Origin of the sequence: Legionella shakespearei DSM 23087, assembly GCF_000373765.1 — a bacterium.
In the GTDB taxonomy this organism is placed as follows: Bacteria; Pseudomonadota; Gammaproteobacteria; order Legionellales; family Legionellaceae; genus Legionella; species Legionella shakespearei.
In genome coordinates this window covers 1-23,627 of record NZ_KB892435.1, presented here as the reverse complement: position 1 = coordinate 23,627, position 23,627 = coordinate 1, and the positions used below count along the sequence as shown (strand labels likewise).

Genomic DNA, 23,627 nt, shown 5'->3' with positions numbered 1-23,627 from the left:
CGATAAACATTGAGCCCTGTTAAACCCTCTGATGAGCTTACCCTGCATCAGAGGGATAGGACATCGTTCAAGAGGTAATAATACCTATATACACCGCCACATCCTCTTCGCTTGTATACAGTTCAAAATCAGAGAAAAAATTGCGTTTGTATCCTTTATTTTCGGTAAAATAATTCCAGACCCGTTCCCAAATCTGCACCACTGTTTGCGGCATGGGTCCTTTATCAGAAAAAACGAGATAATGACCAGGCAAGATAGATACTGTTTCATATTCGCCGTCCAAAGAAGAACTAAGGGGTATTCCAGCTGTAACCGTGTAAAAACCTGAAGCATCCGATTCATAATCCGAATACACACCATACACTGCAGTTTGCCCTTTCATAAGACCGCTTGAAGCAAATCGCCCCCACAATTCAGGTAATTTGGCAGTCTCTGGCTTAAATTCATCTTTATTCATAGTACGCACACTAAAACCAGCAACGGTTAAGCCATCGATAGGAATTAATTTTGGTTCAGAGTTCATTTGCATTATCCTCAGTATGTATTTAAAGAAACCAGTGTACACCGTGCTACTGACACATTATGTCAGTAGTATACGTCGTCCTAAACTGAGGAATCCCCACGAAATTTCCCCTTGAGCCTGTATTGTGACTCGGTAATCAAGAGCACAAAAGAGCATCATGCCAAGAAAACCGAGCCGCGACCGTTAGGAAGCGGAGCAGTTCGATGCACTCCATTGTTGATTACTCATTAGGTGTAAAAGTGTAACTCCAAAATTTCCGCTTCCTTACGGTCGCGGCTCGGTTTTCTTTGGGTACATGAAGACTGCCAATTCAATTGCTTCATAAAATGGAAATTGCAAAACAATTGGATTATAATTTATTCAAAAATTACCGTATAAGATCAGATTGATCTGATTATAAATATTATTCAATCAAACAGGGACGAAGGTAAAATGAATAAAATAATTAGCCAACCAAAAATCCATCTTGTTTTATTAATTATTGCATTATTATTAATTGACCTGCCTTTTGCTGCTGTTTTGTTTGCCGCCACAACGAATCAAGCTACTGTCATAAAAAATGCGGATGGTTCCTCTGTTGAAACCAAATCAGATGGTGCCAAGATTATCAAGAATGCAGATGGTTCGTCAGTGCAAACTAACCCCGACGGATCAAAACTGATCACTAATGCAGACGGGTCATCCGTTGAAACCAAAGCAGATGGAACTCAGATTATAAAGAATATTGACGGCTCTTCTATGCAGAAAAATCCAGATGGATCCAAATTAATCACTAACAGTGATGGATCGTCAATTTTAACTAATAAAGACGGTAGTGAAATTATTAAGAGTGCTGATGGTACAGTTTTGACTCAATAGCATATCGTCATCCACGTCGTCCTGAGCGCGTCTTTTTGCGCGAAGGATCTCCAAATATTGGCACCATGCCACTTTCAGGAGATCCTTCGCGCAAAAAGACGCGCTCAGGACGACGTGGATCGAGTAATGGAAAAGATGTGGAAAAAAGTCAGCAGCAAACAGACCGATCAACACACTACCACTTTGGCACAATCTCTCGGAAACGACTTGACCTAAGCGTGTCTTTTAGGGCGTTGTGCGCAGGGACGCGCACATCGACCGCAGGGATGCAGGTTTCCCTAAAAGACACGCTTAGGTTAAGGCGTTTCTTGCTCCGCACCATTGAAGTTCATTGCCACTTCGATCCCGGCTGCGAGCAGGCCGGGCTACCGCTCCCACCCTATTCCTTCAAACCTGATTGGGCGCGGACTATTTCGTAAATAGCACTCCAGTCTTTATTTTCCATACCATGCGATAAGGCGGAGATGAATCTTGATTTAACGATATTTCCGAGTTCAGGCACAACGCCTACCCGGGCGAAGGCTTCCTGGAAAATTGTGATGTCTTTATTACCACCCTTCATATCAAAATTCACGTCATCAAAATTGCGCTCATGAATTTTATCTATATACAGTTTAAAGGCTGGATGGCCGTATATCTGATGCAAACCCATTTTGATCACTTCACTGTCCAGGCCGCTTTTTTCTGCAAAGGTATACAGCTCGCTAATCAGTTCCAGGGCTGTAGCTAAACTGTAATTAAGGCAGATTTTCATAATATTCGCAGCTTTAATATTGTCACCAAGCGGAATGACATCGGTTGAAAAAGTTTTTAATAAAGGCAGAACTGTTTCAACGTTTTGTTCGGAGCCCGCGCAAAAAGCAGTTGCCGCCCCCTTTTGCACTACTTTAGGAATTCCTAAAACCACAGCAGAAACAAACTGAGTGTTGTTGCTTTCATGCAACTGCTCAAGAATGACGGAAGTATCCGGCAAAATAGTCGACAAACACACATGAAGCGCCTTGGATTTCATATGTTTCACCGCCTCATTCACCATCTCAAGCACTGCCTGATCATTCAACAGACAGCTCATCACCACATCCGCTTCCTTAACTGCAAGACCCACTGAATCAGCATATTTAGCACCCAGTTTGACCAAGGGCAGGGCTTTAGAAGCAGTTCTATTGTATACAGTAACGTCATAACCTGATTGCAGAAGGCGCTCAACCATCGCTGAACCCATTTTACCCAGACCAATAAACGTAACGTTCATTACAAACTCCTTTTCAGTGTTTTTTACGTGTTCATGTTCCTTTAACCGTGAAGAATCACTACAATACCCTTTATTTTTCGTGATTCCATGATTATTTGGTTGTATTGACCCAATTCATTCTGTTTAAAGAATAGATTAAGGATTGCCAGATGTCTAAAAAAGATTATTGGGTTTATATTCTTCTCTGTGAAAATGAAAGCTATTACACCGGATACACCGATAATCTTGAGCGACGCTATCGTTCCCATGTGAATGGCACTGGCAAATGTAAATACACGCGCAGTTTCAAACCTGTTACCATTGCCCAATCCTGGTTAATTGATGGCGATAAAATATTGGCCATGCAATTGGAACGGGAAATCAAGAAAAAGACAAGGGAACAAAAAATCAGGATTATCAAAAATCCGGAAACCCTCTCGGCTGATCCTCGCGTTCGACCGATTAAGCCGGAATTGTTAGCCCCTTAAAGAGTATGCTATGCAAGAAGTAGATGTAATTATTATTGGTGCTGGTGCGGCTGGTTTAATGTGTGCCATTGAAGCAGGTAAACGCTCCAGAAAAGTAGTGGTGCTGGATCATGCCAATAAAGCCGGCAAGAAAATCCTTATGTCGGGTGGAGGCCGTTGTAATTTTACTAATTATTACATAGAGCCCGGCAAATATTTTTCCCATAATCCCCATTTTTTTAAATCAGCCTTATCACGATACACCCAATGGGATTTTATCGATTTAGTGCAAAAGCATCGTATCCCCTTTCATGAAAAGACCTTAGGACAACTGTTTTGTGACAATAAATCTCAAGACATTGTGAACATGCTGCTTAAAGAATCGGAGCAGGCTGGAGTCACAATCCATTTAAACACAAGCATTGAAACCATTGAAAAAGCAGGAAATCACCATTTTAACCTGAAGACTACCAAGGGAAAATTCCGCTGCCAGTCTTTAGTAATAGCCAGCGGCGGATTGTCTATTCCCACTATGGGTGCCAGTCCCTTTGCTTATAAAGTGGCAGAACAGTTTCATATCAAGGTCTGGCCTACCCGGGCAGGACTTGTTCCTTTTACTCTGGATGTTACAGACAAAGAAAAACTGTCTGTCTTATCCGGGGTGAGCGTTGACAGCCTGGTAACAAATGAACGCAACCAGTTTCGTGAAGATTTATTATTCACCCACCGCGGCTTAAGCGGCCCCGCCATTTTGCAATTGTCTTCCTATTGGCTAGCCGGGGAAACCATTTCCATTAATTTGTTACCAGAGCAGCAACTTCTGGAAACTTTGAAAGAGGCGAGAACAACTACAGGCACCAGACAGTTGAATTCAGTGTTATCCAGCTACCTGCCCAAACGGGTTGTTGAAGTATTTATACCCAAAAATCTGGCCGAGAAAAAACTCTCTGAAATTTCCAATACCGATTTGGAAGCAGTAGCTCATCAAGTGCAAGCCTGGGTTGTAAAACCTAATGGAACAGAAGGATACCGTACTGCTGAAGTAACTATTGGCGGCATAGATTGTAATGCCATATCCTCAAAAACCATGGAAGCTAATGATATTCAGGGGCTTTATTTTATCGGAGAAGCGCTGGATGTCACGGGTTGGTTAGGCGGTTATAATTTCCAGTGGGCCTGGGCTTCAGGATGGGCCGCAGGCCAAGTAGCCTAAGTCGTTAAATTCCATATTCGTCCCAATACTTCATGCATGGCTATTGAAAAATAAGTGACATTATAAGGATTTGGAATAACTAACTTTGCCCAGTTTTCTGTGTTCCAAAAGAAGGTAAAATCGGTAGGTGCAGCAATGGGGTGTAAACCCTGCTTCTGGCACAGTTTCATAGATCGCGGCATATGCACTGCAGAAGTCACCAGATAAAAAGGTTCGTCCTTGACCAAGGCAGCCAATTCCCGAGCTTGTTCTGCTGTATTAATGGACTGTTTTTCCAACACAATCTGTTTCTGAGAAATAGCAAACCATTGGACTAACTGATTCATAAGTACGGCTTCAGGTTGCTCTCCTGTAGAACCACCACCAGATAAAACCAGTTTTGCCTCAGGCAAAAGACGCAGCAACCTGACTCCTTCAACCAGACGTTTGATGCTTGCCGAAGACAATAAATCATTTGCTGGCATGCCATTGACTGTAAACTGGCCGCCGCTTAGAACTACTATCCATTGCACCTTTGGATCAATTTCTGTAACAACCCGATACTGTGACTCTAAGCTATGAGTCATGTATCTGGGCAACCAGCCTGTACTTATGACCAGCAAAACCAAACACACTAAAAGCAGAGTACGGCGCACAAAAGTCAAGCATGTTCCTCGCCACACAAAAAGAAGGGTCAAGGCCAATAACAAGAAACAAATAAAAAAGGGGTTCACCAGGAATTCGATAAAATGACGCGAGATAGCCATTATTTTACCCGTCTCATTAAATAAAGGCCTAACAGGGCAAATACCAGAGTCGGCCCTATGGCTGCCAATTCAGGAGGCCACTGAAACACCATGCTTACCGGACCAAAAAAGCGATTCACAATATGAAAACCAAAGCCCACAACAGCACCGACCAAAAGCTTTGATCCCATAGTAGAAGAACGTAAAGGGCCAAAAATAAAGGGGATGGCCAAAACCATCATGACCACTGTGGTCAGGGGCTGGATGATCCGTTGTAAAAAGGCCAGTTTATAACTCTGGGCATTTTGCTGGCTGCGTTTTTGTTCACGCAAATAACGGTTTAATTCATGCAACGTCATTTCATCCGGATCCGTACCACTGATTTTTAAAACCTGCGGTTTAACCGGTACATCCCAGGGTAAAGAAGCGAAACGATCTACTTTAGTATGGTCTGGGGTAAAGCTGGTTTGTTTCACATCATAAGCCACCCAGGAATTATCCACATACCGTGCTTCCCTGATTTCACGGGCAAGCTGTAAATTATGCAATTCATCAAAACGAAATTGGTAAACTGCCTGCAGCACATTATCAGGCAGGATCAAGCCTATAGAAATAAAATCATTGCCATAGCGCAGCCAGACACCTTGTGCCGTCCTCAATGCCTGCCCACCGCTTAAGGCAGAGGCTTTATAATCACTGGCATAATAAGACATACGTGGAACAACGGTTTCACCTAAAGTAGTCACCAAAAGAATAATCAGTACAGATGCCTTTAGCACCGCACCCGTTATCTGGCCTATAGACATTCCGGCTGCCCGCATGACCACCAATTCACTGTTATTGGCCAGAATACCCAAACCAATCAGACAGCCCAGCAAACTCGCCATGGGAAAAAACAAATACACCTGATAAGGCATCTGCAAAAACACAAAGACTGCTGCCTGGGCAATACCAAAATCGGCTTTACCCAAATCATCAATCTGGTTCACGAATAAAATGAAAACCTGTAATCCTGCCAACATAAGGGTAACCAGGCCAATGGCCGACAACACTGTTTTGGCAACATAGCGATCAAGTATTTTCATGCCAGTTTCACCTGATTACGCCACACCAGGAAAAAGCCAAGACCTATGACCAATAAATGCAGCCACCACATTCCTATCCATACAGGAATTTTTCCTGAAGCAATGGCATCACGCGCAACAAACATAAAATTGGCATACAAAATATAAATGATAATGGCTGGCAATAATTTGGCGTACTTGCCTGAACGGGAATTAACCCGGCTTAAAGGCACTGCAACTAAAGTTAAGGTCAATACCATGAGCGGCACAGACAAACGCCATTGCAGTTCTGCTGCCTTATTTTTATCGCTGTTATTTAAAGGCCATAAACTGGACGTTTTTGCCGTGCGGATATCGCTTTCTATCCTTACATTGGGATGAGGTAAACGTACTTTATAGTCCGCAAACTGCGCTATCTGGTAATCAGCCTGCCCCGGCGTCCCCTGATACTCCTTGCCATTTTGAAAAACCAGATAATCTTCCCCGGTTTTCCCATCATTTTCAGCAAAGGCTTTATCCGCCCATAACACGTCCCAGCGTATTTTATCAGTGAGGGCAGTCCTTTTGGCGAGAAAGACCTGTTCTGCTTTGGTATGATCCCGACTCATAGACTGCACATAAAACACTTGATTTCCACCACTAATGGCATGAAACCGACCAGGCATAATGGTCTGGATTAAAGTCTGTATGCCGGTTGAGCGTAACAATTTGGTGCGTTCGGTGGCAATCACAGGTCCACCCCACATTACAGCAATAGCGACAACAATAGCGACAACAATAGCCATTATAAAACTGTGTTTAAATAATTGATCAGGCCCATAACCGCTGGCGCGCAAAACCGTCATTTCATTTTCTGCATACAAGCGACCATAAGCCAGCAATAAAGCCACATAAAAACCTAAGGGCAACAGCAAACCAAGTAACATGGGTAGTTCCAACATCATCAGCTTCATAATAATAACGCCAGGAATATTTCCCGCCGCAGCCCGATTTAAATACTGGACGAATTGGTTACTCAAAAAGATCAGCATTAATATAGCAGTCAAGGCTACAAGCGTAACAAACACTTCTTTGGCTAAATAACGGAAAATGATCACTCAATACCTCTGTGATAAGTAGGTTTCATGCTGAGTCGCTTATGCTGGTTTTATATCATTGAGAATAACATAAACAGCTGTTGCGAAAAACCTCTGATAAATGCTGGTTTCATTGCAGAAATGGTTTAGGTATACTTCTGTTTTTAAGAATCCGAGCATAACCGCGAACTACTCCGCCGTCCCGCGGCTTGACCGCGGGATCCAGCGGTCAAGCCGCGGGACGGCGGAATTTCTTAACTCAATGGCAATAACCCGTAGCCCATATTACGCTTCGCTAATACGAGCCACGGAGATGCAAAACTTAATTACAGGAACACAATATGAATTATGGATTAACTTCAAAACCCTTTTTAACCGATAGCGAATGCCTCGTAGTGGGTATTTTTTCTGATGCAGGATTACCTGATTTTGCTGCAGGCCTGGATAAAGAACATCAGGGACTTCTCACCAAATTAAGCAAACGTGCCACAGAACCTGGTGATGCAGTATGGCAAACCGACTTGAATGGCCATAGTCTGGTGTTGGTTCAATGCGGTAAAAAAGACGAATTTAATTCAACTGCCTTACAAAAGCGTGTGGCGGAAATTACTGATTCTCTGATTAAGCAAAGATTCGCGTCTGCAACCCTTTGCATGCCGCAATTACCACAACAAACGGCTGAATGGCAGTTAGAACAAATGATAGTTCAAGTGGATAATCTAAGATATCAACTACTTGATTTTAAAAAGAAAAATGCAAAAGCCCATAAACTGGAATCCATTTCTTTTTACCTGCCTGGAGCAAGTGAACAATCGCTGGAATTAGCAAAGTCAATCGTGATCGGGGTTGAATTCGCCCGACACCTGGCCAATATGCCAGCCAACATTTGCACCCCAACGTATCTTGGAGAGCAGGCAAGCCATATGGCAGAACAATTTGAGCTAATGAGTTGTATGGTTATGGGGCCTGAAGAAATGCGTGAAATGGGCATGGGTACATTGCTGGCGGTGTCTCAAGGCAGCGATCAGCCACCACGGCTCATTGACATCCAATATAAAGGGGCAGGAAATGATGAGCCGCCTATTGTACTGGTAGGCAAAGGGATTACCTTTGACTCCGGTGGCCTGTCGATTAAACCCGCTGCTGGCATGGATGAAATGAAATACGATATGTCAGGTGCCGCCAGTGTGCTAGGTACTTTAAAAGCTTGCGCCCTGTTAAAACTTCCTGTAAATGTGATTGGACTCATAGCCAGCGCTGAAAATGTCATTGGTGGTTCGGCAGTCAAACCGGGAGACATAGTAACCAGTATGTCAGGACAAACTGTAGAAATCATTAATACCGATGCCGAAGGACGTCTGGTTCTTGCAGATGCACTCACTTATGCCGAACGTTATAATCCCAGATTTGTGCTTGATATAGCGACTTTAACGGGTGCCATCATCGTAGCTCTTGGCAGTGTAGCCACCGGTTTTATGACCAAAGACGATGAACTGGCGAACATGTTGGAACAAGCAGCCAAAGAAAGTCAGGATAAAGTATGGCGTATGCCCCTGGAAGATGACTATCAGGAAGCGCTGGACAGTCCTTTGGCTGACATGATTAATGCGGGCTTTGATCGCAGTGCAGGGAGTATTACCGCTGCATGCTTTTTATCCCGTTTTACTGAAAAATACCGCTGGGCACATCTGGATATCGCGGGCACTGCGTGGATATCGGGCAAAAAGCGCAATGCCACCGGAAGACCCGTTCCTTTACTTACTCAGTTGATACGCCATGTCGCCAACTCGCGTTGATTTTTATTTATTAGCCAGCAACGAAGCCGATGTACGCGGCCTCGTTGCCTGCCGCCTGTTAGAAAAAGCCTATTATAAAGGACACCGGATTTTTGTCTTTTGTACGGATCAACATCAGGCTGAATATATTGATGAATTGTTATGGACTTTTCGTGATGACAGTTTTGTTCCTCATAATCTGCAAGGAGAGGGACCAGAGCCACCTCCGCCAATACAAATTGGCTACGATAAAGAACCCCGTGGATTTAATGACATTCTGTTGAATTTCTCAGCCACAATTCCTCCCTTTTACAGCAAGTTCAAAAGAGTGATCGAACTGGTGGCGAATGACGAAACAGAAAAAGAACTCAGTCGTGCCCATTACAAAGAATATCGAGCAAAAGGCTGCGAGCTACATACCCATAACATTGATTGAAGGTAAAGAGTACGTCATCCTGAGCGCGTCTTTTGGCGCGAAGGCTCTCCAAATACTGGCACTGTGCTGCTTTCAGGAGATCCTTCGCGCCAAAAGACGCGCTCAGGACGACGTGGATCGGGGAATGGGTGTAAAAAAATCGGTAAGATGTAATAGGTCAGGGGGGATCTCCCTGGTAGGGGCACTGCCACTAAGTTAGGAGCTCCGCCGTCCCGCGGCTTGTCCGCGGGATCCAGGGATCTAGACTCGGAGTGATATCTCTGGATCCCGCGGACAAGCCGCGGGACGGCGGAACTCCTACACAGTGCTAACCAGGGGAGCGCGATTCTGTCCATAAGACATCACAATTATCTCTGCTTGCCGCTTCCAATAAATGAATTAAAGGAATTGCCCGTTTTGCCAGGCTGATTTCTGAGTCGTCATCATCGTCTTTGCCCTGGAATATTGGGACTTTACCCTTTTCCAAGCCAAGCCCACGCTGTAAATTACCTAAGGCCTCCGGAACCTGTTCAAATTTTAGTGCTCCCGGAACCGTGCCGCTATGCCCCATTAAAGACAATAATTGTTTTGCCACACCATTGAAGTAAGAAATATTTTCATAAGCATCGCAATGAAAAGTAACAAACATGACATTCTCCTTCTTTTAATATTTTAATGGCTGTACGTCGTCCTGAGCGCGTCTTTTTGCGCGAAGGATCTCCCGAAAGTGGCATGGTGCCAATATTTGGAGATCCTTCGCGCAAAAAGACGCGCTCAGGACGACGTGGATCGGGGAATAGTTAATATCGTACTCAGCCACGGTTGCAGTATCCCTGTCTCTATTGATAAGTATGCAATAAGTATTCCGCAATTGCCTTAAATCCTAGTGCCTCTCCTCCTTCAGGTCTGCCAGGTTTGGAACTGGTATTCCAGGCCATAACATCCAGATGCACCCATGGTGTCGCTTTGCTGATAAAACGCTGTAAGAATAAAGCCGCGACAATAGAACCGGCATAAGGAGATGAACTCGAGTTGGCCATATCGGCAATATTGGAATTTAATAAATCCTCATAGCCAGCAAACAAAGGCAAACGCCAGACAGGATCAGCAGCTTTCTGGGATGCCTGCATTACGGATTCTGCCAAAGCATCATTGTTAGAAAACATAGCCGCTATTTCTGTACCCACGGCAGCCCGGGCAGCTCCCGTCAAGGTAGCAAAATCGATGATTAAATCGGCATTATCTTCACAGGCTTTGACTAATGCATCCGCCAAAACCAAACGCCCCTCTGCATCAGTATTATCGATTTCTACTGTCAAACCATTGCGCATAGTCAAAATATCGCCAGGTCTGAATGCATCAGAGCCTATGGAATTTTCAACAGCAGGAATCAAAACCTGTAAACGAACAGGCAGTTTTTTCTGCATAATCCATTGGGCAAGGCCAATTACATGAGCCGCGCCCCCCATGTCCTTTTTCATCAGGCGCATTCCTGAGGATGGTTTAATATCCAGACCACCACTATCAAAACAAACGCCTTTGCCCACTAAAGTAACACGCGGATGGGTTTGATTTCCCCAGGTCAGCGACAGTAAGCGAGGCGCAGCTGCTGAGGCCCTGCCTACTGCATGAATGGCTGGGAAATTTTCTTTAACCAATTCATCCCCCACCCATTGCTTAAATTCTGCGTTATGGGTTTGTGCCAATTGATCCACTACTGAAGCCATTTCAGCAGGCCCCATATCATTGGTGGGTTTATTAATCAGATCGCGTACCAGATAAATCGCCTGGGTTAATGCCAACACATCATGTAACTCAGCTTCGTCAACAAGTAAAAGACGGGGTTGCAGATCATAGTGTTTGTAAGCAACAAAACGATATTGCGCCAAACCCCAATTCACCGCAGCTTTTTGGGACAGCTTTTCCTGCAGTCGGTAACTTCCGGGGGGCAATAACAATGCGGCCTGAGCCAGAGCGGATTCCTGAGCGCCAGTTCCAGAACCAATGTAGGCTTTATCAATCATTCCGTCTGCATTGTTGATAAAGCAGTAGTCCCCTGATTTGCCCTTAAACTGACGTGTTGCAAAACAATTACGCTCCATTGGCGTTAAAGTGTCCATTCCCTCTTCCCATTGCATTTGGGAAATCAAATAAAGTGGAATCGCCCTGTCACTGTGTGTTTCATAAAATAAATCTGCTTGCATTACTTATTCCTTCATCTGACCACGGAAATGGCTTAGTCGGAGCCCTGTAAGCCCCAAAGCCAATAAATAAATAACTACTACCGCCATAACATGAGCCATCAATAAGCCTAAGCGTGCCACTGCGGTGAAACTTAACCAATATTCTACGGTACCTGTCATAAAATACAGATAAACGGTAATTGCCGCATTGGCTATTAACAATTGCATGCTGTACTTAAACCAGCCAGGTGATGGCTTAAATACGCCGCGTTTAACCAATAAATACAGTAATAAGCCGCAATTCACATAACCTGCCAAAGCTGAGGCCAGAGTTAAACCGGCATGGGCAAAATGCCACACAAAAATGGAGCATAAAATGGTATTAATAACCATAGATATCGCCCCCACTTTAACCGGGGTTTTAATATCCTGTTGTGCGTAAAAGCCAGAAGCCAGAACTTTAACCATCATAAAGGCAGGCACTCCTGAAGCCAGGGTGATCAGGCTTTTTTGGGTCTGGAGCAAATCAATTGCATGAAATTTGCCGTAAGTAAAACAACTGGCAATCAAAGGCATGGAAAACAGGCATAATCCTAATCCGGCAGGAATGCCAATCAGAAGAATAGAACGCAGGCCCCAATCCAGTGCGCGGGAATATTGCTCCACGCTGCGTTCCGTATGTTTACGCGATAAATGAGGAAGAATTACTGTCGCCACAGCCACACCAAAAACCCCCAAAGGAAAATCCGTCAACCGGTCAGTATAGTACAACCAGGAAACACTGCCTACTTGCAAAAAAGAAGCAAAAATACTGTCCACCATCAAATTAAGCTGGGCAATAGAAACTCCAAACAAGGCAGGGATCATCAGCTTCAATACTTTGCTAACCCCTTCATCATTACGCACCACTCGTGGCCGCACTAATAATTGATGGCGGTACAAAAAAGGAAGCTGAAAAAGCAATTGGGCAATCCCCGCTATGAGGATAGACCAGGCCAGACCCATGACCGGTACTGGCAAATTAGGGCATAAATAAAGAGCGGCCAGAATCATGCTGATATTCAGCAAAACCGGGGTAAACGCAGGTACGCCAAAATAACCGTAGGTATTGAGTACCGCGCCCGCCATAGCGGTTAAAGAAACAAGCATCAGAAAGGGAAAAGTAATGCGCAGCATTTGGGTGGCCAGATCGGCACGCATGCTGTCATGACTAAAGCCTGGAGCAAACAAAAAGATAATAACCGGGCTGGCAATAATGCCCACCACAGTCACCAGCGTAAGGATAGAACTTAAATAACCTGCAATCCTCGCAATAAAAACCCGCACATCATCTGGAGAGCGTGTTTTTTGATACTCAGCCAACACAGGAACAAAGGCCTGGGCAAAAGCACCTTCGGCAAAAAGACGCCGCATAAAATTAGGTATTCTGAATGCGACAAAAAAAGCATCCATTCCCGCCTGGGCGCCAAAAAAATTGGCGATTACCATATCACGGACAAAACCTGCCATGCGTGATACAAAGGTCATAATTGAAACAAGCGTTGTCGAACGCAGTAAACTTTGTCGTTTTGGTACCATAATATCCGTCGCTGACATGGCCTTATAACTTACAAAAGAGAAAATATCCCCTATGATATACCTAAATTCCTAAACTTACATCAAGACTATATTGACAAATTCTAACTCATTGTGCATGATCACCATCTTTTGTATTATCTGAATGAGTGGAGATTTCCAAAGTGGCAAATATTAAATCAGCAATCAAGCGTGCACGTCAAAACGTAAAACTGCGTCAACATAACGCAAGCGCACGTTCCATGTTCCGCACTTACATTAAAAATGTGCTTAAAGCAGTTGAGGCTGGTGATCTGGAAGCTGCGCGTGCTGCTTATTCCAAAGCCCAACCAATTATCGATAAAGCTACAAGCAAAGGTTTAATTCATAAAAATAAAGCTGCACGTATTAAAAGCCGTCTGGTCGCTCGCGTTAAAGCGATGGCCGCTTAATCCTGTGTTTCCGTCGCTCTAAGTTCGAAAACACCCGAACCGGTATAAACCGGTTCGGTTCTTCTGTTACTCGTCTGATCCACCACTTAAAGAAAGTCCTCTGGATTGTGTTTCACCTGGTTGATCTTCCCATAAAAGGCCTCGAGATACCGGCGTAGTATGAGCAAGTGCATGTATTCTTTGGAAAAATCCATAAGGTCCCAGGATTGCTGTAGGAGTACGTAAAGCAAACAATCTTGCAAGTCCCTGTCTGGCAACGTGATTCAGATTGTCTCTCATATTATCAACCCTCTCTTGACCAGCCGATAATTCTGATATTACAGATTGTGTTAATGTTGCATATTCCGTGCTTAGGTTAACTAATGGCTCACGTAAATTCTGCTGCAACTGTGCATTCAAATCACTTAATGTAGCTGGATCTACTTCTAACGCACCTTCATTCGAATGAGTAACGTGTCTGGATCCGAATAATGTAACCGCGAGCCCATGTATCATGCCATGCCATGGGTGATAAGTTAACATTTTGATAAGCCATGAACGATTATCCTGCTCAGAAGAAAAGGCCTCATTCAGGGATTCAGTAAAAAATTGCAGAGTTTGTGCAAATTGCGATACTTGAATGCTGATTTGTTTTGCGAATAAAGTTAAATTAGGTAAATTAATCTGCTGAACTTTCATCAGTTGATCTCTGACCAGTTGTAAACGCTGCTCATAAGCATTTACCGTATCCACTCCGGGCTCTACAAAACGCCATTCATTAACAGTGATGCTCATTATCATTGCCTGTGTCAATTGAAGCGCTCTTAAATCAACCTGAGGTTGTATGACTTCAAGACAAGACTCCATTTGGTGTAACTGCCCCATCAAAGTAGTAATACGAGCTATTTGAATTAATATAGGAGTTTGTTGCATATGCGATACAGGTCTGTACACCTTTTTTTCTGTCGGTTGAGCGTGCTCCGAATACTGTAATACAGAATTAACCAACTCCTGACTGAATGATCGTGAGGGCTCAGACATGGTCTGGGCATCTAAATTGATCGCAACACCGGTTCGAGTTGGCAACGAGTCTTGTCTTAAAAGTACCTGCAGGGCCCCCATCCAGGGCTGAGTATCTAATATCAACTCGGAACCGCTACCATGAGTTAAATCCTCTCTTATCAAAGGAAAATTCTTTGACTGCAATGCCCTTTGCAGGGCATCACTATCAGGGGCTCTTAATGCATCAAGCCAGTGCTCGAAACGCACCGGCGGGTTTATTTCCCCCTGTGTATTAAGCCAGGTTTCTGCAGATGCGACTAATTGTTGTTTTGCTGATTGAATCAATGCTCTTAATTCGTTTATGGTTAAACTCATGCTTTTATGCTCACTTATTTGCTAAAATGCCTGTAGTTTACCCTTTGATTGTGCATGTTTCAACCGGCTACAGCTAATTCCATACTGCGTTCTACCACTCAGAACGATGCAGGATCGCCTTCCCTCTCCGGGGGAAGGTGCCCGACAGGGCGGATGGGGGGATCAAAAAAGGAGTTTCTATCAAATAGACCATGTTATTTTAGACCTTTTACCTTAAATAAGTTCTCTTTTTGATCCCCCCACCCACCCTGTCGGGCACCCTCCCCCGNAGGTGGAGGGGCTACTTGCGATGATCATCCTGTTTATTTACATCTTTTTACGAGATTAAAATTATGAGAGGAGCGCTCAGAGCCATAGCGTAATCAAGGCTACAGTTTTTTAAATGGTGGTGCACCTTCCTCCTGAGAGGAAGGTGAAGAGGGACAGACCTAGCTATAACTACTGTTTAACCTGGCCTGATTTAATTGCTCATACGCACGTTTGGCTGGCACAAAGTTAGGATATTGGGTAACCAGACGTTGTAGAATCATGCGCGATAACACTTCATCACCTCGGTTCCACTCGTTCAAGGCATCAAGATAAATCAGGTCAGCATTCTCGCCCTTTAACTCTGGTGCGTTATTAAAAAGAACCGGCTCAACATAACTTACCTTGCCTTGGGTCTGAGCATCCAGCCTTTGTAATATTTTACGCGCCTGAACACTACCATTATCACTAGCTTCTCTTAATAATTGCATGCCTTTTTCTGGCAGACGTTCACCTGCAATTCCATTCAGATAATAAGTACCCAGTTGATACTGCGCATAAGCATTTTGTCTGTCAGCCAGTTTCTGATAAATACTGGCAGACATTTTGGGATCTTTTTCAACGCCTAATCCGTAATGATACATTCTCGCTAATGCCAACATTGCCTTTTCATTACCTTTATCTGAAGCCTGCTGATAAAACTTCAGTGCATCAGGAAAATCGAGTTTTGTAGCTACTCCAGTCTCAGACAGTAAACCCAAGGCATAAAGTGAATTACTATTCCCCAATTCCGCTGCTTTCTTATACCATGACAGGGCTTGTTGAACATTTCGCACTTCGCCTAAACCATAAAAATACATCCCCCCCAGCTGATTCATGGCTTCACTAACCCCTTTGTCTGCAGCATGAGTAAAGAATAATTTCGCTTTTTGATAATCAACGGGGATGCCTTTCCCGTACTCATACATTAAGGCCATATTGTAGTCACCCAATACGTCCCCCTCTGTTGCGGCCTTTTCATAAGCCTTCAGCGCATCGGGATAATTATCATCAACTGTTTCATAGATAAATCCTAAAGCAACAGATGCTTTTGGTAATTTATCCGCAGCTTTTTGATACCAATACTTAGCCAAATTATAATCAGGCTGTCCTATCCTGCCCAACTGATAAAATTGGCCTAACAAATATTGTGCCTCAGGATTACCTTGTTCCGCTGAAGCAGTATACAATTGCTGTGCAGCAGCAGGATTAGCAACAGAACCCAGGCCATTATCCATCATATACGCCAATTTTAACTGTGCGTATTGATCACCTTTCGCTGCCAGCCCCGAATAAATTTCCCTTGCCTGATTCATTTTCTCAGGGTCATTATTCTGCGACAGGTAATAATCGGCCAGAACAATGCCGGCATGGCTGTTGCCTAAGGAATACGCTTTGACCAGAGTGGGCAAGAAATCTTTCTTGCTTTGCTCTTCCAGAACAGCCAAATTGAAATCGGCATAAGAAAATTGGGCGTCTGAAGATGCCTTGAGCAGTTCCACTCCCTTTTCTTTATCCGCAGCAATGCCCTTACCTTCTGTAGTATAAGTTCCCAGAATAAACTGGCTTACAGGGTTCTGGCCTGCCTGTTGATACCAATAGATTGCTTTGGCCGGATCAGCACTTACCCCTATACCACGGTCATAAAGAAGTCCTGCCAATAAAGCTGCGTGAGAGTCTCCATTATTAGCCTGGCTTTCTGCCACTTTGAATGCCTGTTCTTGCTTGACAGGATCTGCTTCCATAGCGTTATAAAAGGCCAGAGGTAACAAAGCCTGGTTTACTCCATTAGCAGCAGCCCCCTCATATAGCTTGCGAATCAGGGCTATCTTGTGTTGTTTTGCACTGACACTCAATCCATTATTAAACTCACGTGCCAAATGCTCTGCCAACTCATATTCAGCCGGGCCATAATTGCTTGCGGCAGACAGGTAAAGCATAGACATAGCCTGTTCATGATTGGGTTTAATGTATTCAACGCCATCAGGACCGGTTTTTCCTTTGTCCAAAACTCTGGCAAGAACATACTGTGATCGTTTATTACCTTTAAAGGCAGAATCAGTTAACCAATTCAAGGCATTTTGGTAATCACTTTCGTTTTGGCCATGCTCCAAATATAAAATTCCCAAATTATATTCAGCACCAAGATGCTTCTGTTCTGCGGCATTTTCGTAGAAAATAATCGCTGAAGCATCATTCTGGGTCACGCCAATACCGTATTGAAACATTTGTCCTATTTCAAATTGGGATTGGGCATCGCCCAGGATGGCTCTGAAATACATTTGATTAAAGACAGACATATAGTTAGCCTGTTTTTGCCAGCCATTCGTCCATATATCCATTACTTGTGCATTAGAAAAGTCATCGTCCTTATAATAATTGGCATCCATATAAGGTGCTGGCAAATCAGAACGGGCAACCACATAACTGTAGGTTTTTTGTAATGATTCGATTTGAGGATTTAAAGGATAATCAGGATAAATCCATTGATTCGCGTGAAACTCTGGCGTTTTGCTGATTAGCGAGTCGAAATAACTGTTGATAGGAATATCGTTAGGTTGAGTCAACTCAAACTTTGGTTTAAAAATATCCTGGCGAGAAACCGTTTGAAATTGTGGTGCCTGATTGTAATTGTTATTGTTGAGCACAGCAGGATTCTTCCAGGCGCTGAATATTCCACTCATCTGGTAAGCAGTATCCTGTAATTTATCTGTCGTGCCATTACTTAACCACAATGCGGCCAAAGCCAGAGGGGAGTCCTGATTTGCATCAGCACTTTGCTCTTGCCACTGCTTCGCCAAAGCTTCATTAGCAGCAACACCAATACCTTTTTGGTATAAAGAAGCCAGTTCTTTTTTAGCGTCAAAAGAACCATTCTGAGCTGCCTTTAAGGTCCACATAAATCCTGTTTTCGGATCGTAAACCGGACTTTTTTCCTGCAAATAGGCATGGGCTAATTGTAAACAGGCATTGGCATCATGCAAATTAGCTGCTTTTGTGTACCATTGAATAGCCTGATCATAATCATGTTCATTTAAGGCATAATTACCCAATTCCACCATAGCAGGAGAATAATTGGTTGCTACAGCCTGATTCAGAAAGTCCAGTCCTTTTTCCTTATCTTTGGCAACATATTTTCCTGCAACATACAGAGCGCCTAATTTGGTTAAGGCTTTCGGGTTACCATTAGCAGCTGATTTTGACAGCCAGGCCAGGCCAAGTTTATTGTTGCCGGAATGGCGACTGCCTATGAAACGCTCTCCCAAGGCAAACTGGGCAATGGCATTACCATTTTTTGCCGCATCGATGTAATAACGTGCCGCTAATTCAGGATTTTTCTTGACGCCAACCCCATATAAATAAGCAGCAGCAACAAACATTTGGGCATTCACATCCCCTGCGTCAGCCGCCTGCTTAAACCAGCGAAAGGCCTGTTCAAGATTCTGGTCTTTCATCAGCTTATATTTTGCCATTAACTGAACTGCTGGCAGATACCCTTTTTGTGCCGATTTGGTAAAATAGCGCATGGCCAAATCAGTATTTTTTAATTGTCCGTATCCATAAAGGAATAAACGTCCTAAATAATAATCGGCAACCGCATCCTTACCTGCTTTGCTAATTAGAGGTTCGACAGCCTCATTATAATTACCTAATCTATAAGCGTTAAATTTATCATCAGCAAAGGCTTGCTGACTGGCTGATGCAACAAACAAACATATCCATGGTACTAATGATTTCATGACGATTCCCCTCTATCCATGGCATTTATACCCCAGGTATGATGCCATAATGTACGACTTCACTGACCGCCCCGTTTCTTGAATTACTGTCTACTATCCAGAAATTACCTTTATTATTTAAGCCAAATTTTACATTGACGTATTCACATACTTTTATTGTGTCTGCACAATCGAGTATTTGTCCATATGCTGCTTTACCATCCCCCAGGCTGCAAATAAATTTGACCTGCCTTTCTCCTGTCGCCAATACCGCCCAGGAGTTGGGTTTAATAGTATGATTCAGGCGAGTGGAATACTCACTGTCTTTATCACGCATTTGATACAGGCTTACCGACTGGGGTAATTGGTTGTAAAAAAAGTACATGGATTGTAATGCCCCCTCCTTTCCAGGGTAAAGGGACAGGACTTTTAAGGTTTGTTCAAAACCTACCGGTGTACAACCCGTAGGAAATCTATTGTTATCCTTCTCATTTGAACTCTTTGGGCCGGCATGAACAGAAGTACATAACAAACCGGACAGAAGTATCAATGAAATTGAAGTGACCCCTCGTTGTATTATTCTATTCATGATTTTTTCTCACTGTCATTTAAGGGACGGACAATAACCTTGGTTCCCATAAAATTATTGCGCTCACTGGATAACTCAACAAAATGTTCATTTAACCATTTGGCATCCTGAGTAAACATACGGACACATCCATGACTGGCTCTTTGCCCAGGAATGTCATCAGAGCCATGTAAAGCAAATCCTTTATGAAAATACATGCAGTAAGGCATCTTCGCGCCACCGCGGCCAATGGGGAACACGTTAGAAGTACATTTCACGCTTTCTTTACTGAACATTCTGAAAATACCTGTTAATGTTCGGCAGGATTTGGCAGAATCAGAACATTTATCCCGTCCTGAAGAGATAGGCCCCCAATAAACCAGATTGCCTTTTGCGTCATAGGCTCCCCAGGCAAGCTTTTCCTGATCAATAATAATTTCCTTTTCATTATCCCCTTCAATGGTTAACGGGAATGGGGATATGTCAAAAATAGTAATATTCGCCAGATTTTTGGGTACGGCAATTTCTTTACCCGACCATAAGTGATTGTAAGTACGATTCACCCTTTGCACCAAATCACGTTGTACCGGATCAGGGAATAAATTATCCCAGTTCTGACCCGAAGTTATTTTGATGCAATCGTATTGAGGATAGCCACATAATGCTGTGCCGTAAAAATTTGCAGCATTAACGACAGCCGCCATCAACATCATGAATGCTGTTAGAAGTATTTTTTTCATGGTGCAGCCCCCTCATGACTATTTTTTTAATATCACATGCAAGAATTGTGCTTAAATTTAAAAAATCTTTTCTCTATATCCTTTTTCGGTCATTCCTGTAATAAGTTTAGACCTAGAAACAAAATTTTGAATTTATTGCTATATTTAAATAAGTACAGATTGGATAAAACATAAATGGTTAATTCCAAAAACAAACAGAAAACCACATCGTCCAAGAAAATTGTCAGTTCTCAACATTTGGATAATTCTGTTGAGCATCTGATAGAAAATGCTCAGGATGGCATTATTGCATTTGATATAGAGGGAAAAATAATCGCCATTAATCAGGAAGCGTCAAAACTTTTCAGACGATCCCCAGACCAACTTATTGGCCAATATGTATGGCAACAATTAAAATCTAAAACCATTTCCCGCAAACGACAATTTATTCAAGCACGCAAATATTTCAAACTGGCAAAAGATGGCATAGCCCAACAGTTCACCTGGCTTGAGAGAAACTCCCAGAAACCTGTTTTTGCTTATAATATCATGATAAATAAAGCAGAAATACATGGAGAACCTGTGTTTTTTGCCAAATTAATTAATATTTTGCAGGCCAAAATAATTGAATGGGTACTCTGGTCTCTGGCACAAATCAGCAATCATCATGAAATTAATGAAGTTATTGACGAAATTCTACGCCTGGTCAGCAATGTTTTCGCCGCAGACTACGCCTCCGTGTCACTCATTGATAACCATCGCATAGCCCACGCTGTCAGCTATTTTGAGGCAGGTGAAAAGAAAGATAATATTAACTATCCTCTGGCTCACTCACCATGCCATAAGGTCGTGCTTAAAAAAACCATTTGTTATTTTAATGATGTGCAGCGCCAATTTCCTAAAGATCACTTGTTACAAATAATGGGCGTCAACTGTTATCTTGCCGGTCCCATTTACAATGCTCAGAATGAAGTGGTTGGCCTGATGAATGTATTAACCAAAGGTACGATTGAGCGGGATGAGATGAGCGACACCCTGTTTCGTCTGTTTCTGGGGCGCATCAATCTGGAAATTGAACGTTTGCTCAATCAAAGAAAGCTGCAATTCCTTGCCAGTATTCCGCAACAGGATCCCAATCCGGTCATGCGTATTTTACCTTCAGGAGATGTGATTTTTGCCAATGATCAAGGTAAAAAGATCATAAAATACTGGATGAAACATTATTCAGGTCTGCCTGAGCGTTTACTTAAAGATGTACACAAGGCGCAAACCTCAAACCAGGTTATTCGTATGGAAATTGAGGTGGAATGCAAAATTTATTTGTTTACCTTGATATGGATGTCTGAATTCAATCAAATCAATATCTATGGTACTGACATCAGCCAATTAAAAAGCACAGAAAAAGACATGCTGAATCTGGCCCGTTTTGATGCTTTAACCCAAATCGCCAATCGGCAATATTTTGAAGAAAAGCTTATTGAAAAAATTCATGAGCATTCTATTGAAAACCGGAGTATGGCTCTGCTGCTCGTCGATTTCGATAATTTTAAAACCATCAATGATACTTTAGGCCACCCCATAGGTGACAGGTTGTTAAAAGCTGCCACAAAGCGTATGGTTCGCTGTATAAGGCAGGAAGATTTCATTGCACGTCTGGGTGGAGACGAATTTATAGTCTTACTCAACAAATCGGATACTAATGCCGCCGTTATGGTGGCAGAAAAACTTATCAATGTATTAGCCAGAACCTTTCAGTTTGGTGAATACACAATGAGAATCAGCGCAAGCGTAGGTATCGCCCTTTATCCTGAGACAGGAAACAGCACCAGTGATTTACTGAAACACGCTGATATTGCCATGTATCAAGCCAAAAAGGCAGGGAAAAATAGCTACGCTGTCTTTTCCAAATCGGTGCATTACATTCAGGACAAGAGAAATGAAACCATTAGAAAAGAATTAAAATTTGCTGCTGCTAAAAATGAACTATTCATTGAGTACCAACCGCAAATAGATATTATTTCGAACAAAATTATCGGCTTTGAAGCTTTGCTGCGTTGGCTGCATCCGCAAGAAGGCTTGATATTGCCTAATGAATTTATCTCTGTGGCAGAGCAAACAGGATGCATTCATATAATCAGCCAATGGATGATTGAACAATCTTTGCAAGATTATAATATTTTGATTCATAAGGATTTTAATCCTCGCTTATCCATTAACGTTTCTTTGAGCCAACTCAGTGATGCCCGATTTATAGATTCATTAAACGATAATCTTCTGCAATTCAAAATTAACAAGGAAAAAATAATTCTCGATATTTCCGAAAGAACCATAGCGCCTTATTTTAAACAAATTTCCAAAAGTATGAAAAAGATACATCAAATTGGTATTAAAATATGTCTGGATAATTTTGGCAGCCCACAAATATCACTTCCCAAACTCCTGGCACTCCCCCTGGATTGTATGAAGCTGGATCAGCAATTATTGACCTGCATAGAAACAAAAGCGAAACATCGCATGCTTTTAAAAGGAATAATCAGTTTAGCCGGGGATCTTCATATTGAAATCATTCAAAAGGGCGTAGAAACTGAAGAACAGCATCAGATCATAAAATCCCTGGGTTGCCGCTACGCTCAGGGGTATTATTATTGCAAACCGATAAGCATTACAGAATTACAGCATTTTATAAAAAATTATCCTCAGGGTTAAATTTCACGCTGATTGGTAACCAAGGTCTGCTGTAGCCCGGTCTGCTTGCAGCCGGGATCGAAGTGGCACCATGCCGCTTTCAGGAGATCCTTCGCGCAAAAAGACGCGCTCAGGACGACGTGGATCGGGTAATGGCAAAGATGTAAGGCATCAGCTCCCGGCATCAGCCGCTGTCTCCTGATCACCTCTTAGTTTATGCCCTACGCCAATGCTAAATCAGGCTCTGTGCCGCAACAAAAATTCCGCTTCCTCACGGTCGCGGCTCGGTTTCCGGTGCACGATGAAGTCAATACGAACGCACGAAAACCGAGCCGCGACCGTCAGGAAGCGGAACAGTGATACTGGCAGGGACTGTGTTTCTGCTCTGACCCCATGGATTTCTCGGACAAGGTGTTCCTTTTGTTTGAGAACTTGGGGAATATGAAAACCTTGATTACGCTATCGCTCTGAGTGATCCGCTCATTTTTTCTGATTACGTAAAAAGAAGTGCAAGCGTTGGTATTTTCTGATCTAATAAGAGTTCTCACACCATTATTGGAGGAAAACACCATGCTTGCGAATGTATTTTGTCACAATTATTTAACAAAATCACTTTCTTGGTTACATACGAAGACAAGAAACACGTTAATAAGCCATGTACAAAGTGTGTTAGGAGGTCATGCGCAACTGACGTTGACGAGTATAGGAAGGCATTTACCCGGCAAGAGCAAGGTAAAGCACAAAATCAATAGATGTTGG

19 protein-coding genes are annotated in these 23,627 nt (G+C 43.0%); 7 read left to right on the top strand and 12 right to left on the bottom strand.

The window, feature by feature from the left end; all coding sequences use genetic code 11:
* Nucleotides 1-67: 67 nt before the first annotated feature.
* A complete protein-coding gene (locus tag B094_RS0113990; protein ID WP_018578444.1) occupies nucleotides 68-523 on the bottom strand; it encodes a GyrI-like domain-containing protein in 456 nt (151 codons plus the stop codon).
* Nucleotides 524-955: 432 nt separating this feature from the next.
* Here B094_RS0113990 and B094_RS0113985 point away from each other — a divergent pair, with 432 nt between their 5' ends.
* Nucleotides 956-1,381, top strand: coding sequence for a hypothetical protein (locus tag B094_RS0113985; protein ID WP_018578443.1), 426 nt, complete (start codon nucleotides 956-958; stop codon nucleotides 1,379-1,381).
* A gap of 379 nt (nucleotides 1,382-1,760) precedes the next feature.
* Here the strand turns inward: B094_RS0113985 and B094_RS0113980 are convergent, their stop codons facing one another.
* The gene (locus B094_RS0113980) at nucleotides 1,761-2,633 is read right to left on the bottom strand and encodes an NAD(P)-dependent oxidoreductase (RefSeq protein WP_018578442.1); all 873 of its coding nucleotides are present in this window, start codon (nucleotides 2,631-2,633) and stop codon (nucleotides 1,761-1,763) included.
* A 149-nt stretch (nucleotides 2,634-2,782) separates the two neighbouring features.
* Between B094_RS0113980 and B094_RS0113975 the strand changes: the two genes are divergently transcribed.
* Nucleotides 2,783-3,100, top strand: coding sequence for a GIY-YIG nuclease family protein (locus tag B094_RS0113975; protein ID WP_018578441.1), 318 nt, complete (start codon nucleotides 2,783-2,785; stop codon nucleotides 3,098-3,100).
* Between the two features lie 10 nt (nucleotides 3,101-3,110).
* Nucleotides 3,111-4,292 carry a BaiN/RdsA family NAD(P)/FAD-dependent oxidoreductase gene (locus B094_RS0113970; protein WP_018578440.1) on the top strand — a complete coding sequence of 394 codons (1,182 nt, stop codon included), beginning with the start codon at nucleotides 3,111-3,113 and terminating at the stop codon, nucleotides 4,290-4,292.
* Here B094_RS0113970 and B094_RS0113965 read toward each other — a convergent pair.
* Genes B094_RS0113965 through lptF form a run of 3 tightly spaced genes read right to left on the bottom strand, consistent with a single transcriptional unit; the run spans nucleotide 4,289 to nucleotide 7,178 of the window.
* Nucleotides 4,289-5,038, bottom strand: a complete 750-nt coding sequence (locus B094_RS0113965) for a YdcF family protein (protein WP_018578439.1) — start codon at nucleotides 5,036-5,038, stop codon at nucleotides 4,289-4,291. The genes B094_RS0113970 and B094_RS0113965 overlap by 4 nt on opposite strands.
* Complete coding sequence (lptG, locus tag B094_RS0113960; protein ID WP_018578438.1) at nucleotides 5,038-6,102, bottom strand: LPS export ABC transporter permease LptG; 1,065 nt, start codon at nucleotides 6,100-6,102, stop codon at nucleotides 5,038-5,040. The genes B094_RS0113965 and lptG overlap by 1 nt, the downstream gene beginning before the upstream one ends.
* Nucleotides 6,099-7,178, bottom strand: coding sequence for an LPS export ABC transporter permease LptF (gene lptF / locus B094_RS0113955; protein WP_018578437.1), 1,080 nt, complete (start codon nucleotides 7,176-7,178; stop codon nucleotides 6,099-6,101). The genes lptG and lptF overlap by 4 nt, the downstream gene beginning before the upstream one ends.
* A 320-nt stretch (nucleotides 7,179-7,498) precedes the next feature.
* Between lptF and B094_RS0113950 the strand changes: the two genes are divergently transcribed.
* Both B094_RS0113950 and B094_RS0113945 read left to right on the top strand, forming a co-directional pair.
* Nucleotides 7,499-8,953, top strand: a complete 1,455-nt coding sequence (locus B094_RS0113950) for a leucyl aminopeptidase (RefSeq protein ID WP_018578436.1) — start codon at nucleotides 7,499-7,501, stop codon at nucleotides 8,951-8,953.
* Nucleotides 8,934-9,368, top strand: coding sequence for a DNA polymerase III subunit chi (locus B094_RS0113945; RefSeq protein ID WP_018578435.1), 435 nt, complete (start codon nucleotides 8,934-8,936; stop codon nucleotides 9,366-9,368). The genes B094_RS0113950 and B094_RS0113945 overlap by 20 nt, the downstream gene beginning before the upstream one ends.
* A gap of 307 nt (nucleotides 9,369-9,675) precedes the next feature.
* On the opposite strand, the gene B094_RS0113940 is transcribed toward B094_RS0113945, so the two are convergent.
* The 3 genes from B094_RS0113940 to murJ all read right to left on the bottom strand — a co-directional run bounded on the left by B094_RS0113940 (nucleotide 9,676) and on the right by murJ (nucleotide 13,126).
* Nucleotides 9,676-9,996 carry a DUF1840 domain-containing protein gene (locus B094_RS0113940; RefSeq protein WP_018578434.1) on the bottom strand — a complete coding sequence of 107 codons (321 nt, stop codon included), beginning with the start codon at nucleotides 9,994-9,996 and terminating at the stop codon, nucleotides 9,676-9,678.
* A 190-nt stretch (nucleotides 9,997-10,186) separates the two neighbouring features.
* Nucleotides 10,187-11,551, bottom strand: a complete 1,365-nt coding sequence (locus B094_RS0113935; protein WP_018578433.1) for a leucyl aminopeptidase family protein — start codon at nucleotides 11,549-11,551, stop codon at nucleotides 10,187-10,189.
* A gap of 3 nt (nucleotides 11,552-11,554) precedes the next feature.
* Nucleotides 11,555-13,126 (bottom strand): murein biosynthesis integral membrane protein MurJ, encoded by a 1,572-nt coding sequence (gene murJ / locus B094_RS0113930; RefSeq protein WP_018578432.1) that lies wholly within the window; start codon nucleotides 13,124-13,126, stop codon nucleotides 11,555-11,557.
* Nucleotides 13,127-13,269: 143 nt separating this feature from the next.
* Here murJ and rpsT point away from each other — a divergent pair, with 143 nt between their 5' ends.
* On the top strand, nucleotides 13,270-13,536 hold the full coding sequence (gene rpsT, locus B094_RS0113925; RefSeq protein WP_018578431.1) for a 30S ribosomal protein S20: 267 nt from the start codon (nucleotides 13,270-13,272) through the stop codon (nucleotides 13,534-13,536).
* Nucleotides 13,537-13,602: 66 nt separating this feature from the next.
* On the opposite strand, the gene B094_RS0113920 is transcribed toward rpsT, so the two are convergent.
* The 4 genes from B094_RS0113920 to B094_RS0113905 all read right to left on the bottom strand — a co-directional run bounded on the left by B094_RS0113920 (nucleotide 13,603) and on the right by B094_RS0113905 (nucleotide 20,204).
* Nucleotides 13,603-14,892 (bottom strand): hypothetical protein, encoded by a 1,290-nt coding sequence (locus B094_RS0113920; RefSeq protein ID WP_018578430.1) that lies wholly within the window; start codon nucleotides 14,890-14,892, stop codon nucleotides 13,603-13,605.
* Between the two features lie 428 nt (nucleotides 14,893-15,320).
* Entirely contained in the window at nucleotides 15,321-18,917 is a 3,597-nt protein-coding gene (locus tag B094_RS0113915) for a tetratricopeptide repeat protein (RefSeq protein WP_018578429.1), read from the bottom strand.
* Between the two features lie 25 nt (nucleotides 18,918-18,942).
* Nucleotides 18,943-19,485, bottom strand: a complete 543-nt coding sequence (locus tag B094_RS0113910; RefSeq protein ID WP_018578428.1) for a hypothetical protein — start codon at nucleotides 19,483-19,485, stop codon at nucleotides 18,943-18,945.
* Entirely contained in the window at nucleotides 19,482-20,204 is a 723-nt protein-coding gene (locus tag B094_RS0113905; RefSeq protein WP_018578427.1) for a L,D-transpeptidase, read from the bottom strand. Before B094_RS0113905 ends, B094_RS0113910 begins: the two co-directional genes overlap by 4 nt.
* Nucleotides 20,205-20,378: 174 nt before the next feature.
* Between B094_RS0113905 and B094_RS0113900 the strand changes: the two genes are divergently transcribed.
* The gene (locus B094_RS0113900; RefSeq protein ID WP_018578426.1) at nucleotides 20,379-22,889 is read left to right on the top strand and encodes an EAL domain-containing protein; all 2,511 of its coding nucleotides are present in this window, start codon (nucleotides 20,379-20,381) and stop codon (nucleotides 22,887-22,889) included.
* Nucleotides 22,890-23,627 lie beyond the last annotated feature (738 nt).

What these genes read in the sequence shown, in the direction of transcription:
- B094_RS0113990 (WP_018578444.1), bottom strand. Translation starts at nt 523, where the DNA reads ATGAACTCTGAACCAAAATTAATTCCTATCGATGGCTTAACCGTTGCT.
- B094_RS0113985 (WP_018578443.1), top strand. Translation starts at nt 956, where the DNA reads ATGAATAAAATAATTAGCCAACCAAAAATCCATCTTGTTTTATTAATT.
- B094_RS0113980 (WP_018578442.1), bottom strand. Translation starts at nt 2,633, where the DNA reads ATGAACGTTACGTTTATTGGTCTGGGTAAAATGGGTTCAGCGATGGTT.
- B094_RS0113975 (WP_018578441.1), top strand. Translation starts at nt 2,783, where the DNA reads ATGTCTAAAAAAGATTATTGGGTTTATATTCTTCTCTGTGAAAATGAA.
- B094_RS0113970 (WP_018578440.1), top strand. Translation starts at nt 3,111, where the DNA reads ATGCAAGAAGTAGATGTAATTATTATTGGTGCTGGTGCGGCTGGTTTA.
- B094_RS0113965 (WP_018578439.1), bottom strand. Translation starts at nt 5,038, where the DNA reads ATGGCTATCTCGCGTCATTTTATCGAATTCCTGGTGAACCCCTTTTTT.
- lptG (WP_018578438.1), bottom strand. Translation starts at nt 6,102, where the DNA reads ATGAAAATACTTGATCGCTATGTTGCCAAAACAGTGTTGTCGGCCATT.
- B094_RS0113950 (WP_018578436.1), top strand. Translation starts at nt 7,499, where the DNA reads ATGAATTATGGATTAACTTCAAAACCCTTTTTAACCGATAGCGAATGC.
- B094_RS0113945 (WP_018578435.1), top strand. Translation starts at nt 8,934, where the DNA reads ATGTCGCCAACTCGCGTTGATTTTTATTTATTAGCCAGCAACGAAGCC.
- B094_RS0113940 (WP_018578434.1), bottom strand. Translation starts at nt 9,996, where the DNA reads ATGTTTGTTACTTTTCATTGCGATGCTTATGAAAATATTTCTTACTTC.
- B094_RS0113935 (WP_018578433.1), bottom strand. Translation starts at nt 11,551, where the DNA reads ATGCAAGCAGATTTATTTTATGAAACACACAGTGACAGGGCGATTCCA.
- murJ (WP_018578432.1), bottom strand. Translation starts at nt 13,126, where the DNA reads ATGTCAGCGACGGATATTATGGTACCAAAACGACAAAGTTTACTGCGT.
- B094_RS0113920 (WP_018578430.1), bottom strand. Translation starts at nt 14,892, where the DNA reads ATGAGTTTAACCATAAACGAATTAAGAGCATTGATTCAATCAGCAAAA.
- B094_RS0113915 (WP_018578429.1), bottom strand. Translation starts at nt 18,917, where the DNA reads ATGAAATCATTAGTACCATGGATATGTTTGTTTGTTGCATCAGCCAGT.
- B094_RS0113910 (WP_018578428.1), bottom strand. Translation starts at nt 19,485, where the DNA reads ATGAATAGAATAATACAACGAGGGGTCACTTCAATTTCATTGATACTT.
- B094_RS0113905 (WP_018578427.1), bottom strand. Translation starts at nt 20,204, where the DNA reads ATGAAAAAAATACTTCTAACAGCATTCATGATGTTGATGGCGGCTGTC.
- B094_RS0113900 (WP_018578426.1), top strand. Translation starts at nt 20,379, where the DNA reads ATGGTTAATTCCAAAAACAAACAGAAAACCACATCGTCCAAGAAAATT.